The 13,113-nt window shown below is 62.4% G+C and carries 12 protein-coding genes; 9 read left to right on the top strand and 3 right to left on the bottom strand.

Annotated features, from left to right (window positions below; translation table 11 throughout):
* The first annotated feature begins 77 nt into the window (after positions 1-77).
* The 5 genes from ACFWEM_RS17240 to ACFWEM_RS17220 are packed head-to-tail and all read left to right on the top strand — an operon-like array spanning position 78 to position 5,108.
* A complete protein-coding gene (locus ACFWEM_RS17240) occupies positions 78-1,700 on the top strand; it encodes an ABC transporter substrate-binding protein (protein WP_378535315.1) in 1,623 nt (540 codons plus the stop codon).
* Positions 1,697-2,731, top strand: coding sequence for an ABC transporter permease (locus ACFWEM_RS17235; RefSeq protein WP_378535313.1), 1,035 nt, complete (start codon positions 1,697-1,699; stop codon positions 2,729-2,731). Before ACFWEM_RS17240 ends, ACFWEM_RS17235 begins: the two co-directional genes overlap by 4 nt.
* The gene (locus ACFWEM_RS17230; RefSeq protein ID WP_378535310.1) at positions 2,724-3,545 is read left to right on the top strand and encodes an ABC transporter permease; all 822 of its coding nucleotides are present in this window, start codon (positions 2,724-2,726) and stop codon (positions 3,543-3,545) included. Before ACFWEM_RS17235 ends, ACFWEM_RS17230 begins: the two co-directional genes overlap by 8 nt.
* Positions 3,542-4,459 carry an oligopeptide/dipeptide ABC transporter ATP-binding protein gene (locus tag ACFWEM_RS17225; RefSeq protein ID WP_378535308.1) on the top strand — a complete coding sequence of 306 codons (918 nt, stop codon included), beginning with the start codon at positions 3,542-3,544 and terminating at the stop codon, positions 4,457-4,459. The genes ACFWEM_RS17230 and ACFWEM_RS17225 overlap by 4 nt, the downstream gene beginning before the upstream one ends.
* A 1-nt stretch (position 4,460) precedes the next feature.
* On the top strand, positions 4,461-5,108 hold the full coding sequence (locus ACFWEM_RS17220; protein WP_378535306.1) for an ABC transporter ATP-binding protein: 648 nt from the start codon (positions 4,461-4,463) through the stop codon (positions 5,106-5,108).
* 288 nt (positions 5,109-5,396) lie between these two features.
* Here ACFWEM_RS17220 and ACFWEM_RS17215 read toward each other — a convergent pair whose 3' ends face one another.
* Positions 5,397-5,636, bottom strand: a complete 240-nt coding sequence (locus ACFWEM_RS17215; RefSeq protein ID WP_378535304.1) for a hypothetical protein — start codon at positions 5,634-5,636, stop codon at positions 5,397-5,399.
* A gap of 210 nt (positions 5,637-5,846) precedes the next feature.
* On the opposite strand from ACFWEM_RS17215, the gene ACFWEM_RS17210 reads away from it, so the two are divergent.
* Positions 5,847-7,163: a DUF222 domain-containing protein gene (locus tag ACFWEM_RS17210; RefSeq protein WP_378535302.1), complete on the top strand. Its 1,317-nt coding sequence runs from the start codon at positions 5,847-5,849 to the stop codon at positions 7,161-7,163.
* 86 nt (positions 7,164-7,249) lie between these two features.
* On the opposite strand, the gene ACFWEM_RS17205 is transcribed toward ACFWEM_RS17210, so the two are convergent.
* Together ACFWEM_RS17205 and ACFWEM_RS17200 are read right to left on the bottom strand one after the other, a co-directional pair.
* The gene (locus tag ACFWEM_RS17205) at positions 7,250-9,385 is read right to left on the bottom strand and encodes an ArnT family glycosyltransferase (RefSeq protein WP_378535300.1); all 2,136 of its coding nucleotides are present in this window, start codon (positions 9,383-9,385) and stop codon (positions 7,250-7,252) included.
* Positions 9,382-10,623, bottom strand: coding sequence for a glycosyltransferase (locus ACFWEM_RS17200; RefSeq protein WP_378535297.1), 1,242 nt, complete (start codon positions 10,621-10,623; stop codon positions 9,382-9,384). Before ACFWEM_RS17200 ends, ACFWEM_RS17205 begins: the two co-directional genes overlap by 4 nt.
* 87 nt (positions 10,624-10,710) lie before the next feature.
* Here ACFWEM_RS17200 and ACFWEM_RS17195 point away from each other — a divergent pair, with 87 nt between their 5' ends.
* The 3 genes from ACFWEM_RS17195 (at position 10,711) to ACFWEM_RS17185 (ending at position 13,066) form a co-directional block, all read left to right on the top strand.
* Positions 10,711-11,139 carry an HIT family protein gene (locus tag ACFWEM_RS17195; protein WP_378535295.1) on the top strand — a complete coding sequence of 143 codons (429 nt, stop codon included), beginning with the start codon at positions 10,711-10,713 and terminating at the stop codon, positions 11,137-11,139.
* A 238-nt stretch (positions 11,140-11,377) separates the two neighbouring features.
* Positions 11,378-12,013 (top strand): ScbR family autoregulator-binding transcription factor, encoded by a 636-nt coding sequence (locus ACFWEM_RS17190; RefSeq protein WP_378535293.1) that lies wholly within the window; start codon positions 11,378-11,380, stop codon positions 12,011-12,013.
* Between the two features lie 156 nt (positions 12,014-12,169).
* Positions 12,170-13,066, top strand: coding sequence for a serine hydrolase (locus ACFWEM_RS17185; protein ID WP_378535290.1), 897 nt, complete (start codon positions 12,170-12,172; stop codon positions 13,064-13,066).
* Positions 13,067-13,113: the final 47 nt, after the last annotated feature.

The raw sequence follows: 13,113 nt of genomic DNA, 5'->3' as shown, positions 1-13,113 counted from the left end.
TCGAGATGAGATCATATGAATACCTGAATAGGTGAACAGATGTTTTCGGACACCTGTCCACCGAGGAAAGGACTCCCGTGAAACTCCACAAACCAGGCGTTCTGACGCTCACCGCAACCGCCGCAATCGGCGCACTTCTGATCACGTCGTGCAGTAGCCCGACTGGCACCAACTCTTCGGGCAACAACGACGGCCTCGTCTTGGCCGACGGCTACGAACTGGGCGGCTACAACCCGGTCGCAGGCTTCGGCGCTGCCGGTGAAGCCAAGATGTACGACGGTCTCGTCCGGCTCACCGGCGCCGCCGGCATGCCTGGATTCGAGCCGTCTTTGGCCGCAGAGATGCCGACGGCCAACGCCGACGCGACAGTCTGGACGGTCAAGCTCCGTGACGGGGTCACCTTCTCCGACGGATCGACCTTCGATGCCGCCGACGTGGTTGCCACGTACCAGGCGATCCTCGATCCCGCTTCCGCCTCGGAGGCGCGGTCGTCGTACGACATGATCAGCGATGTCGTGGCCGTCGACGACAGCACAGTCGAGTTTCGACTCGCCTACTCGTATGCGCCGTTGCCGACGAAGATGCTGATCGGCATGGTTCCGTCGGAGTCCCTCGCAACACCCGGGCTCGCCGCCGAGTCACCGTTGAACACAGCGCCCGTCGGTACGGGTCCGTACACACTCGTCGACCTCTCACCGGATCGAGCGGTCTTCGAGGCGAACGAGAACTACTGGGACGGAGCGCCGGAGATCAAGAAGCTGACTCTTCTCTACGTTCCCGATGACAACACCCGCGCCCAACGAATGGTGTCCGGTGAGATAGACGGAACCAATCTCCCTCCACTGCTTGCCAATACGTTCTCAGGCAAAGACAACATGTCCGTGACAGCCCATCAGTCGGCAGACTGGCGCGGCCTCTCACTCCCCACGAACAATCCCGTCGCGGGCGACAAAGCCGTGCGTATGGCGCTCAACCTCGCCGCCAATCGCCAGTCGATGATCGACAACGTCCTGGGCGGACACGGCAGAGTTGCCGCCACTCCGATCCCCGAGGTCTACGGCGACTCGTACAACCCGAACGCGACCTTCGCCTACGACCCGGCCGAGGCCGAGCGAATTCTGACCGAGGCCGGCTGGATCGAAGGTGCCGAAGGAATCCGTTCGAAGGAAGGCCGGCGCGCGCAGTTCACGATCATGTACAACTCCGTCGACACCGTCCGACGTGATCTTGCTCAGGCATTTGCCTCCGACGCTCTCGCAGTCGGCATCGAGGTGGATCTCGAAGCTCTCTCCTGGGACCGCATAGACCCTCGAATCAACCAGGATTCGACGCTTCTCGGTGGCGGAGACGAACCTTTCGACCCTGACACACAGGCGTACGACGCGCTGAACTCGAAGTACATCGCACCCGGGGTCGGCAGCATCTACGACAACGCCAGCGACTACTCCAATCCAGCAGTCGACGCAGGCTTGGAAGTAGGACGCCGCAGCCTCGATCCGGCAACGCGTGACGCCGCGTATCGCGACGTTCAGCAGGCGTACGTCGAAGATCCCGGATTTGTCATCCTCGTCTTCCTCGACCATACGTACGTATCGAAGGATTCCGACTGGCAGATGTCCGGACCGGTACTCGAGCCACACTCACACGGTGTGACCTGGGGCCCGTGGTGGTCACTGCAGACGTGGGCCCGAGGGCAATGACAGCGGTCGACGTTCGGGCAGACGCGCCGGCGTCGCGGGGCCACCGTGACAACTCCCGCCGAAAGGCCATCCTCACGATGGTCGGTCGGCGGGTGTTGTTCATCGTGCCCGTGATCGCCGTGGTGTCCGCAGGACTCTTTGCCGCCGCCGCGATTTCACCGTTCGATCCACTGGTCGGCTATCTCGGCACGCGATACATGACAACCAGCGACGCTGACAAGGCGTTGATCGCCGACCAGATGGGTTTCGACAACCCCTGGTACAGCACGTACTGGACTTGGCTTCAGGGGGTGTTCACCGGTGATCTCGGAATTTCCAGATCGTTCAATCAGCCTGTTTCCCAGGTTATCTCCGAACGTCTGCCGTGGACCCTGCTGCTGGTCGGCATCTCACTCGTCATCGCGATTCTCGCCTCGCTGGCACTCGGTGTTCTCGCCGGAATCCGCAGTGGAGGATTCCTGGACAAGATCGTGTCCGGGCTGAGCGTCGTCGTTCAGGGACTTCCGCCGTTTGTCTTGTCACTGGGGGCCATCGCGCTCTTCGCTTTGACTCTTGGCTGGCTCCCGGTCGCCGGACTGACCGACGGGGGTGCCGATCCCACACCGGGACAGGTCGTCCGACACTTGGTCCTACCGGTGACGGTGCTCGCCATTTCGCAGATGCCGTGGCTCCTCCTCGCCGTCCGAGAATCCGTCGTGGGATCGAAAGGCGAAGGGTTTGTCGCGGGCGCAGTAGCGCGCGGAATCCCGACGCCGATCGTTACGAAGCGCCACATACTGCCGACGTCACTGGCACCTTTCGTGAACATCGTCGGCGTGCGATTGCCCGAGCTGATCGTCGGGGCAGTGCTGGTGGAAGAGGTCTTCAGTTGGCCGGGGATCGCCGGCGCCATCGTATCCTCTGCCCGTGACCTCGACATGGCCCTGCTCGCATTCCTCACCGTCGGTACAACATTGACGGTGATGCTCGGCTCACTACTTGCCGACGTCCTGGTTGCAGTACTCGACCCGAGAGTGAGTACCGATGGCTGAACGACGCTTCAAGATCGCCCTCGGCGTGCTGATCCTCGTTGCGCTGTACGCGGCGCTGGTCCCATGGTTGGCCGACGTCGACGACCGAGTCACCGACTTCTCGGCGGCCCGCCTGGCTCCATCCTTCGATCACCCGTTCGGAACGGACTCTGCGGGACGAGATCTGTTCGTGCGCATAGCTGCAGGCATTCGAACCTCACTACTCATCGCACTCGCCTGTGCGCTGCTCGCCACGGTGATCGGCGTCGCCGTAGGTACCACGGCCGGGCTGGTCGGCGGCTGGGTGGACAGGTTCGTCATGCGCGGCACCGACGCCGTCAACGCACTCCCCCACCTGTTGCTCGGCATCGTCATCGTCGCGATGTTCCGCGGAAGCATTGCCGCCATCGTGCTTTCGATCGCACTGACCCACTGGACCCAAGTGGCCCGGATCATCCGCTCCGAGATCTTGAGTCTGCGCGAACGCCCGTACATCGACGCCGCCATTCTGGCGGGGGCAAGTCGGCGTCACGTGATCCTGCGCCACCTCGTGCCGGCGACGGCGCCGCAGGCCTTGATCGCGGTTGTTCTCCTCTTACCCCACGCCGTCTGGCACGAATCGACTTTGTCCTTCCTGGGTTTCGGCCTTCCCCCGCACAAGCCCAGTCTAGGAACGCTTCTCGAAGAGGCACGCAGTTCTCTGCTCCTCGGCGGTTGGTGGACGCTGGTATTCCCCGCCGCAGTCCTCGTGATCGCCACCGTCGCAGTTGCCGTCGCCGGTTCGGCCCTGCGGTCGATGCTCACTCCCCCACGACCTTCGGAGTTGCGACTGTGAACCACGGCCTACGCATCGAATCCCTCACCGTCCGGATCCCTCTACCCGGAGGATCCGTAGTCCACGCCGCGAGCGACATAGACCTCTCGGTCCCGGCCGGCACAGTGACCGCACTCGTAGGCGAATCCGGGTGTGGTAAGTCGATCGTCGCCACATCGGTCATGAACATGTTGCCGCCGACAGCTTCTCGAACTGGAACGGTCACCGTTGGCACCCCCGATCAGGAGATCGATGTCTTCTCCGGCACCGCTTTCCGGGGGCGACATGCTGCGCTCGTTCCGCAATCTGCCGCAACACATCTCACCCCCGTTCGAACTGCGAGATCGCAACTGCAAGAAACCATCGACGCGCTCGGCAGCGATCACACCTGCGACGCCTTGGCGCTTCGCGTCGGACTCGAGCCCTCGGCTCTGGACTGCTACCCACACGAACTGTCGGGTGGCATGGCGCAACGCGTCGCCATTGCCGGTGCGTTGGCCGGGAATCCATCGGTGATCGTGGCTGACGAACCCACCGCCAACCTCGACCGCGAACTCACCGACCACGTCATGGGCCTGCTTCGCGAGTGCGCGGACGCCGGGGCGGCAGTCCTGCTCATCACCCACGACCTGGCATCCCTTACCCGCAGCGGCGTCGCGGATCGACTTGCCGTCATGTACGCATCACGCATCATGGAAACCGGTCCGGCTACTCTGGTGTTCCAGGATCCTTTCCACGACTACACCCGAGACCTACTCGGCGCCTTACCTTCCCGCGGTTTGAATCCGATCCCCGGCTCGCCACCGCAACTGACCGATCTCCCCGACGAGTGCGTCTATCACCTACGACGCCCGGAGTCGAAACAGTCCGGTGGACCGACCGAGTTGATAACCCTCGGCGAACGCACGTACCGAACATTGCGGAAGGTGGGCTGACATGAGTCTGCAGGCATTGGGAATCACCAGTGGGTACCACCGAAACCGACCGGTGCTCGAAAATATTTCCCTCGAGATTCCGTCGGGAAAGTTGATCGGCCTGACCGGGCCGTCGGGAACCGGAAAGTCCACACTTGCAAGAATTCTCGCCTCACTGGATGCGCCATGGTCAGGCGAGGTGCGGATCGACGGATCACCTGTCGTGGGTACCAAATTCTCGGTGCCTGCGGCGTTACGCGGCACGGTATCCATGCTGTTTCAGTCACCTCGTGCATCGACCGACCCTCGGCAGACACTGGCCTCGATCATCGGGCAACCCGGTGATATTGCCGGCAGGACAATCGATGTCGCCGCGCTGGCCGCAGAAGTGGGCCTCACCCCCGATCTCTTGTCCCGCAGACCACACCAGGTCAGCGACGGCCAACTGCAGCGCGCCTGCCTGGCGAGATCGCTGGCACAACAGCCGAAATACCTCATCTGCGACGAGGCGACGGCGATGCTCGACGCTGCCACGACGGCCGCGCTCATTCGGTTGATCGAGAGTCGCGCCGCCGAAACCGACGTCGGCGTACTACTCATCAGCCATGATCGCGAATTACTCGACGCCTGCTGCGACACGGTCCACGACCTCGACGGCATTCGCACTTAGGGCGTGTTGCCAAACCTGATCCGGTGGTTCGCGGGCGAGTGTCAATGAGTGTCGCGTGTCGCGTGATGCGATTTCGGATGAGGCGCGGGATCGGTCCGTTGTTCCCGAAGGTGAAGGCGACCGGTCAACCGCCGTTAGATCGGCGCACGGTACTCGAGGCGACTGCGTGGCGGTTCCGGGCGGGAGCCCCGTAGCGCGACGCGCTGGAGGGTTCGGGAACTGGATTACGATCTACAAGAATTTCGACTCGGCGTGAGATCTTCGTTGCCGACCGCACCAAAGTGGCGCTTACTGATCACACGGCATCGTGAACGACACTGGTTTGCCGCTGGCGCGCGCATACGCGACCTCTCGGCGCGTGGACTCGCCGATGTATCCGGCTGGGTTGACGACCAGAACCCGATCAGCCAGGTCGATCTTGCGCAAGTGGAGCGCGTCGAGCAGTGCCTTCTGCTCGACAGAGTTCACCTCGCCTGCTTCACCCGGCGCGACGACGATGACGCCTGCGAACGTCAGGTCGCGGTTCACCTCCCGCATCTCTTCAGCGAATCGGGCAGAGCCGCAAATACAGACAATCTCAGGTCGATCAGGCACGGTTCAGTCTCTCATCGACTCGAGAGCCCGCGGTAACAACAGTCCCATCTGGCACCTCGAGCAATACACCCCAGCCCCAACGAAATTGACCCTTGACTCGAACTGGTGTTCGAGTATGCTTCAGGGAGGGGATCGGGGGATTCAATGAGTGTCTTGTCGTCGGACGTTGTTTCGGGTTCTGCGGTGGGGTTACGCGGACGGTTGTGGCAGTTGACTGCTGCCGAGTTACGTAAGGCTGCTATCGAGGCAAGTGCAGAGATTCTGCGCTTGGAAGCCGTTCGGGTAGCGGTAGTCGACGAACTCTCGATGCGCCCGGACGATCAGGTGATTGCGTCCCGTGGAGTCGGTTCCTGGTTGGCGGCCAACACGATGCTGCAGGTTCGGGACGGAAAGAAGATCGCCGCCCTGGGCGCCGCGCTGCGGCCGTTTCCCGCGGTGGCAGCGCAATTCGATTGCGGGGATTGCTCGGTCGATCATGCCGTGTTGATCGTGGCGTTCTGCGAATCCCCGCCGAAGGGGATGCCGGACGAGGCGCTACCGAAGTGCATCGATTTGTTGTTGGCTGCTGCGTCGGGTGTGGAGGCGACAACGACGAAGGTGCGGAACGTGATCGCGACTTTGGAGCGGTTGTTCGAGTCCGATGAGATTCCACCTGCCGAAGACATCGACCGGAACGAGCTCCGGATCGCCTCGACCTTGAACGGTCGGGTGGTGGTGCGGGGTGATTTCGACGCCCTCACCGGCGAAATGCTGTTATCGGCGTTGTCGAATCTGACGATGCCCACCCCAGCACCGGACGGAACTCCCGACGCTCGGTCGGCGGCGAAGCGGACGGCGGACGGGTTCACCGAACTGATCCGCCGGTATCTGGACTGCGCCAAGACCGGAACCGATGGTGGTCAGCGACCGCATGTGAACGTGCACATCAGCGCGCGTGATCTCGCTGAGCACCGGGACTGCGCCGCTGCACCTTCTGATGTGGACCACGAAGGCTCGCTCGATCTGGACCTGTCAGATCTTGATGTCGGGCACATGCCATGGCTCGGGCCGCTGTCGGTCTCGCAGACCAGGCTTCTCGGGTGCGACTGCTTCCTCTCCACCGTCCTACTCGACGACCACGGCGCGCCGTTGGATGCGAAACCCGGAAAACGATTGGTCAACGCCGAACAGAGAGTGGCGTTGATCGCCCGAGACAAAGGCTGCGCCTTCCCCGGCTGCACATGCGTACCAGCCTGGACCGACGCACACCACATCCGGCACTGGGCGAACGGTGGTCCGACGGTGATGAACAACCTTGTCCTACTCTGCCGCTCGCACCACCGCTTGATGCACCGCAAAACGGGGTTCGTCGGAAAATGGGAAATCCGGATCGGCGTCGACAACAAACCGTGGTTCATCCCGCCACCCTCGATCGACCCCGGGCAGCACCCGAGGCCGGCGAACACCACCTTCAAAACCTGAGAACAGCTTCTCGGTCACAACAGAACACGGCCAGGTCCGCATCGGAAGTGCTCCTCCGATGCGGACCTGGCGTGCGCTCTTGCTGGTCAGCCCCCAACCGTCAAGTCGTAGAGGGTAACTCCGTCCACTGTTGTGGCGGTGAAGTTTTCGGTCACCCACGTCGAGATAGCGGTAGCGGTGCCCTCGGCGTTCATACCGCCACCCATCCCGCCGCCGGCGATGAAGAAGTGAATCTTGCCCTCTGCCACGTACTGCTGGAACTGCGCGAGCGTCGGCGACGGATCGCTGCCGTTGAACCCTCCGATAGCCATGACCGGTGATTGCGTCGCAAGCTGATAACCCGAGGCGCTGTTGGACCCGATTGCCGCGGCTACCCACGTGAACTGGTCGGAGTTCTCTTCAAGTGTGGACACAACAGCGGCTCCCGGCGTGCTGCCCTGAAGTAGACCACCAGCGCCGCCTCCCATTGCGCCTCGCGTTCCGTCAGTGGTCGATGTGGTGGTACCTGGAGCTGTTGCACCACCGGGCATCTGGCCCATTCCTGCAGGTGGCGTTCCGTCCGTCCGACGGTTGCCGCCATCAGCCGTGCCACCGAATCCGCCGAATCCACCGAATCCACCGCGGCCGCCGCCGGGCCCACCCATTCCACCTTCGACGCTCGGTCCGGCCGAAACTATGGAACCGGTATGCGGAGTGTTGATCGTGTCGATCGCGTAGGCAGTCGGACCCGCCAAACCGGTGAAGATCGCCGCGAGAATCACTGCCACAGCCAATCGACCTCGCGTCACTGCCTGAATCAGCACTGCCACGGCAGCGACGATGCCGACTACCAGAATGGCCCACCGGAGCCACGGTACGAATGAAGGCGAACGTCCGAGCAGTACCCACGCCATCGCGACGGTTGCGGCCAATGACACCGCCAGAATGATGCGAACCCAGAGGACGTCACGGTGACGCCACGCCACTACGGATCCTGAACCGATCAGTGCGGCGATCGCCGGCGCCAGCGCAACGGTGTAGTAGGCGTGGAAGATTCCCGCCATGAAACTGAAGGTCAGTCCGGTCACCAACAGCCACAGGCCCCAGACGATGAACGAGGCGCGCTGTGTGTCGACGCGCGGAGCCCTGCCTCGCAGCACGATTCCAGCCACCAGAAGTATCAGTGCGGCAGGAATCAACCAGGCAATCTGCCCGCCCTGGGCAGATTCGAACAGGCGCATAATGCCGGTACTCCCCCACATACCGCCGCCGGCTCCACCACCTGGTGCCATACCGCCTGCTGTCATGCCACCTGCTGCCTCGCCCATTCCCGGGAAACCTCCCGCAGCAGCGCCGGCCGCAGCATCACCAGCACCGCGCATTCCGCCGCCGCCGACGCTTCCGGTCTCGTTGCCGCTCAAGCGTCCGAGCCCGTTGTAACCGAGCGTCAGCTCGAGAATCGAATTGTTCTGCGAACCACCGATCCAAGGACGTGAGTCGGCCGGCCACAGTTCGACGATTGCCAACCACCATCCGGCGGAGACGATCAACCCGCCCAGTGCAGCAAACAGTTGAAGTACCCGCTTACCCAGTTTCGGCGGTCCGGCGATCAGATAGGTGAGTGCCAGTGGCGGAACCACCAACATGACCTGCAATTGCTTTGTCAGGAAACCGAATCCGCAAAAGACGCCGACCAACACGAGCCAGCGGGTTCGGCCGTCCTGCACGGCGCGCATCATCGCCCATACTGCTGCGATCATCAGGAGCACCAGCAAGGCATCCGGGTTGTTGAACCGGAACATCAACGCCGCTACGGGAGTAAGCGCCAGCACCAAACCGGCGAGGAGTCCGGCAGCGGCACCGAAGTAGCGTCGAACCGTTCCCCACAACAGCGCTACCGATCCGACCCCGAGGAGTGCCTGCGGCACCAACATCGCCCAGGAGTTGAGTCCGAAGATGCGAACCGACAGCGACATCAACCACAGGGACATGGGCGGCTTGTCGACGGTGATCGAGTTTGCAGCGTCCGAGGAGCCGAAGAAGAAGGCTTTCCACGACACCGAACCTGCCTGTACCGCAGCGGCATAGAACGAGTTGGCCCATCCGGATGCACCCAGACCCCAGATGTAGGCGACTCCGGTCCCCACCAACAGCACTCCGAGCGCCCACGGTTCCCAGCGCACCCGACGCTGCGGTTCCGGCGCCGGCACCGACGCGGCGAGTCTCTCTGCAGTGGCGGTCATCGATTGGCTCCTACGGGTTGTGCGGTGCGAAACACCCAGCGCAGTGCGATGAATCGACTCACTGTGGCAACAAGATTGGCAATGACAAGTACTGCAAGCTCGACGTGTTTGGACGCATCGGGTGCCACAACGTCGAGCACGAACAACGATCCGCTGGTGAGCAGCAAGCCGAACCCGAATACGAGCAGGCCCTGCATTTGGTGACGGGCGGATCCTTCCGACCCCCGGATCCCGAAGGTGAAGGCGCGATTGGCGGCGGTGTTGAACACCGCGGTCACCAACAATGCGACGGCATTGGCCCACTGCGCACCCATAATCGAGTGCAGTGCGAGATAGAGCAGCGCGTACGCAAGCGTAGAAATGACTCCCACCACGGCAAAGCGTGAGAGCTGCCCGACCATGCCTCGCGGAACACCCGGAACCAACGGTTCACGTCCGAAACTCGCCCTGAGCTCGGCCAGTGGGAGTGAGCCGGTCGAGAGTGCTCGCCCGACGCGCACCACACCTTTGAGGTCGGCGACTGCCGTGGCGACGATGTCTACCCGACTGTCCGGATCGTCCACCCAGTCGACGGGGACCTCGTGAATTCGCATCCCGGCCCGCTCGGCCAGCACCAACAATTCGGTGTCGAAGAACCATCCGGTGTCCTCCACCAGCGGAAGTAGTTGTCGCGCAACGTCGACGCGCATGGCTTTGAAACCACACTGAGCGTCGGAGAAGCGAGCATGCAGTGCGCTTCGGAGAATGAGGTTGTAACTACGCGAGATGAACTCACGCTTGGGGCCACGGACCACGCGGGACGAACGTGCCAACCGAGAACCGATGGCGATGTCCGAGTGCCCCGAGAGCAGCGGAGCAATCAACGGCATCAGGGCGTTGAGATCAGTCGAGAGGTCGACGTCCATGTACGCGACCACGTCCGCGTCGGAATCGCTCCACACCTGCCGCAGTGCTCGGCCGCGGCCCTTGGCATCCAGGTGCACGACCCGGACGTCGTCGAATTCTTCGGCGAGGGAACGAGCGAGCGCCAACGTACCGTCGACACTGGCGTTGTCCGCGATGGTAATTCGGGCAGAAAATGGCACCTGCGTGCGTAAATGATGGCGCAAGCGGCGCACGCACGTCTCGAGGCCCGCCTCTTCGTTGTATACCGGGACGACCACGTCCAGCACTACAGTCGTCGCGGAGAGCTCCCCTGCGTCCGTGCTGCCCGCGGTCTGCATGGCTTCTGTCGTCATGCGTCCTAGATTTGTCGGGCCGGCTCCGACGAACCTGCATCTAGCCTGGGAGTTTCCTGGCAACCGGACGCGGGCTAATCTCGGGGTATGCCTTCAGTCTTCAGCGCCATCATCAACGGGGATCTACCAGGACGTTTCGTGTGGGAGGACGACGACGTTGTCGCGTTCCTGACCATCGCACCGGTAACGCAGGGTCACGTACTTGTCGTACCGCGCGCCGAGGTTGATCAGTGGCAGGACGTAGATCCTGAACTCTTTGCCAAGGTCACCGCGGTTGCCCGCACCCTGGGTCAGGCTGTGAGGAAGGCGTTCGACGCGCCTCGGGCCGGTCTCCTCATCGCAGGTCTGGAAGTTCCGCATCTTCACGTTCACGTCTTCCCCGCATACGACATGGGGAACTTCGACATCAGTGGCGCAGACACTTCGCCGTCACCCGAATCTCTCGACGAGGCACAGACCAAACTCAAGTCGGCACTAGGCGACCTCGGCTTCGAGGCAACTGTCTCGACTCGTTGATCGCGTACCTTCGACCGAATTTCGCTGGCCGATAACTGGACTCCCCGCCGCAGCCTCCGATGGAGGTTGCGGCGGTCGCATTTGTCCCTCCTACCGACCGTGACCTGCGATTGCACACCGAACAGTCCGTTTCGCGCTGTCGCGCGAGCACGAGTTTCGCTGCTACCGTGGGGCGCTGGTCCGGGACCTAGGGCCCTAAAACTAGTTCACGTGTTAACAGTCGGAGGACAAGGGAGCAATGCAGGAACGTGCCAAGATCAGTCGGCGTCAGATTCTTCGTGGCGCTGCCGATCGGTTCGAAGTCACGGGGTACGGCAGCACGAGCATGAACGACATCGTGTCCGCGGCGCAGATGACCAAGGGCGCGGTCTATTTCCACTTCTCGTCCAAAGACGAATTGGCTCAAGCTGTCATCGAAGAACAGCACCAGATCTCGATCACCGCCTTCACCGCAGTTGCAGCCACGGGCGCACCGGCACTGGAACAGCTCGTCATGGTGTGCCACGAGATGGGCCGCCAGCTTGTCGCGGACCCGATTGTTCGTGCGGGAGTCCGGCTTACCCTCGAATTGGCATCTGCCGACGGTTCGCAAGGTCCGTACCTCGCGTGGATTCGCGAGCTTCGAAAACTGGCCGACGCTGCTAAGCGCGAAGGCGATATCCGCGACGACGTGGAGCCGGAATCTGTGGGCCGCGTGGCGATCTCGGCATTCACCGGCGTCCAACTGGTTTCGAACGTACTCACCAGGCGAAGCGATTTGAACGACCGCATCGACGAGTTGTTCACTCTCCTGTTGGCAGGTATCGTCTCCGACAAGCGCCGCGGGGATCTCGACAGCCTTGTCCGCTGCCGGCTCGAAACGTACGCCTCCTGATCTGGAGAACACCCCGACGCCCGGATGATTCGGCGTATCAGCACCGTACCGTGGGCCAACCTTCGTCGATTCGTACAAGACCCTCCGGCACCGACTCACTATCGTCAGATCCACGAATAACCCAGATATACGGATACCGACGAAAGGGCTTCTCGAATGACCGACACCGCCACGTACGTTGAGAGCGCACAGCAGGAGATCGCTGCTGTACTGGCCGAAGCGAAGACAGATGCGTTCGTCCACGCGCGCGACATCGATTCCGGCGAAGAGTTCGGCTACGGCGCAGACGAAGGTGTCATCCTCGCCTCCGTATTCAAGATTCCTGTTGTACTCCAGTACGCCCGTGAAGTAGCGGCAGGCACACTTGATCCGACCGAGCACGCCACGGTGACCGCCGAGTTCCGCTCGGGCGGCATCGGTATCGGCGGTTGCGCCGACGATGTCACCGCCAGCTGGCGAGATCTCGCTCTGCTCATGATGAGCTTCAGCGACAACGCCGCCACTGATTTCTTGTACGAGCGTCTCGGACTCGACAACATCGTCGCGACGCTGCGCGGGCTCGGTTTGGAGAAGACCAACCTGGTACGTGACTGCCGCGGTCTCTTCAAAACAGTCTACGAAGACCTCGGAGTCGACAAGGAAACCTTGCTGGAATACCCCCCGATCGAAATTCTCCGGACGATTTCCATCATGGATCCGGCCCGCTCCAACTCCAGCACTCCTCGTGAGATCACAATGTTGCTGGCTGCAATCTGGCGGGACGAAGCCGGCCCTGCTTCGGCCTGCGAAGAGGTCCGAACGATCATGAGCAAGCAGGTCTGGCCACACCGCCTTTCATCTGGCTTCCCCGACGAGGTCACCGTCGCTGCCAAGACCGGAACGCTGGGACTGGTACGAAACGAAGCCGGCGTCGTGGTGTACCCGGACGGCAAGCGCTATGCCGTCGGTGTCTTCACCAAGTCCCACGAGCTCACCCATCGCGCCCCGAAGATCGACGCTTCCATCGGAACCGTCGGCCGCATCGCTGTCGAAGCTCTCCGCAACAACAGCTGATCTGAACCCACCGACGAAAATGCGGGTCGCGCCGAGAAGCCGGCGCG

The sequence above is a fragment of the Rhodococcus sp. NPDC060176 genome, from assembly GCF_042728675.1.
In the GTDB taxonomy this organism is placed as follows: domain Bacteria; phylum Actinomycetota; class Actinomycetes; order Mycobacteriales; family Mycobacteriaceae; genus Rhodococcus_F.
Note: the sequence above shows the minus strand (reverse complement) of the source record. Positions and strands in the feature narration are given on the sequence as shown.

Coding starts and splice junctions, on each gene's coding strand:
- ACFWEM_RS17235 (WP_378535313.1), top strand. CDS start 1,697: ATGACAGCGGTCGACGTTCGGGCAGACGCGCCGGCGTCGCGGGGCCAC.
- ACFWEM_RS17230 (WP_378535310.1), top strand. CDS start 2,724: ATGGCTGAACGACGCTTCAAGATCGCCCTCGGCGTGCTGATCCTCGTT.
- ACFWEM_RS17220 (WP_378535306.1), top strand. CDS start 4,461: ATGAGTCTGCAGGCATTGGGAATCACCAGTGGGTACCACCGAAACCGA.
- ACFWEM_RS17210 (WP_378535302.1), top strand. CDS start 5,847: ATGAGTGTCTTGTCGTCGGACGTTGTTTCGGGTTCTGCGGTGGGGTTA.
- ACFWEM_RS17205 (WP_378535300.1), bottom strand. CDS start 9,385: ATGACCGCCACTGCAGAGAGACTCGCCGCGTCGGTGCCGGCGCCGGAA.
- ACFWEM_RS17200 (WP_378535297.1), bottom strand. CDS start 10,623: ATGACGACAGAAGCCATGCAGACCGCGGGCAGCACGGACGCAGGGGAG.
- ACFWEM_RS17195 (WP_378535295.1), top strand. CDS start 10,711: ATGCCTTCAGTCTTCAGCGCCATCATCAACGGGGATCTACCAGGACGT.
- ACFWEM_RS17190 (WP_378535293.1), top strand. CDS start 11,378: ATGCAGGAACGTGCCAAGATCAGTCGGCGTCAGATTCTTCGTGGCGCT.
- ACFWEM_RS17185 (WP_378535290.1), top strand. CDS start 12,170: ATGACCGACACCGCCACGTACGTTGAGAGCGCACAGCAGGAGATCGCT.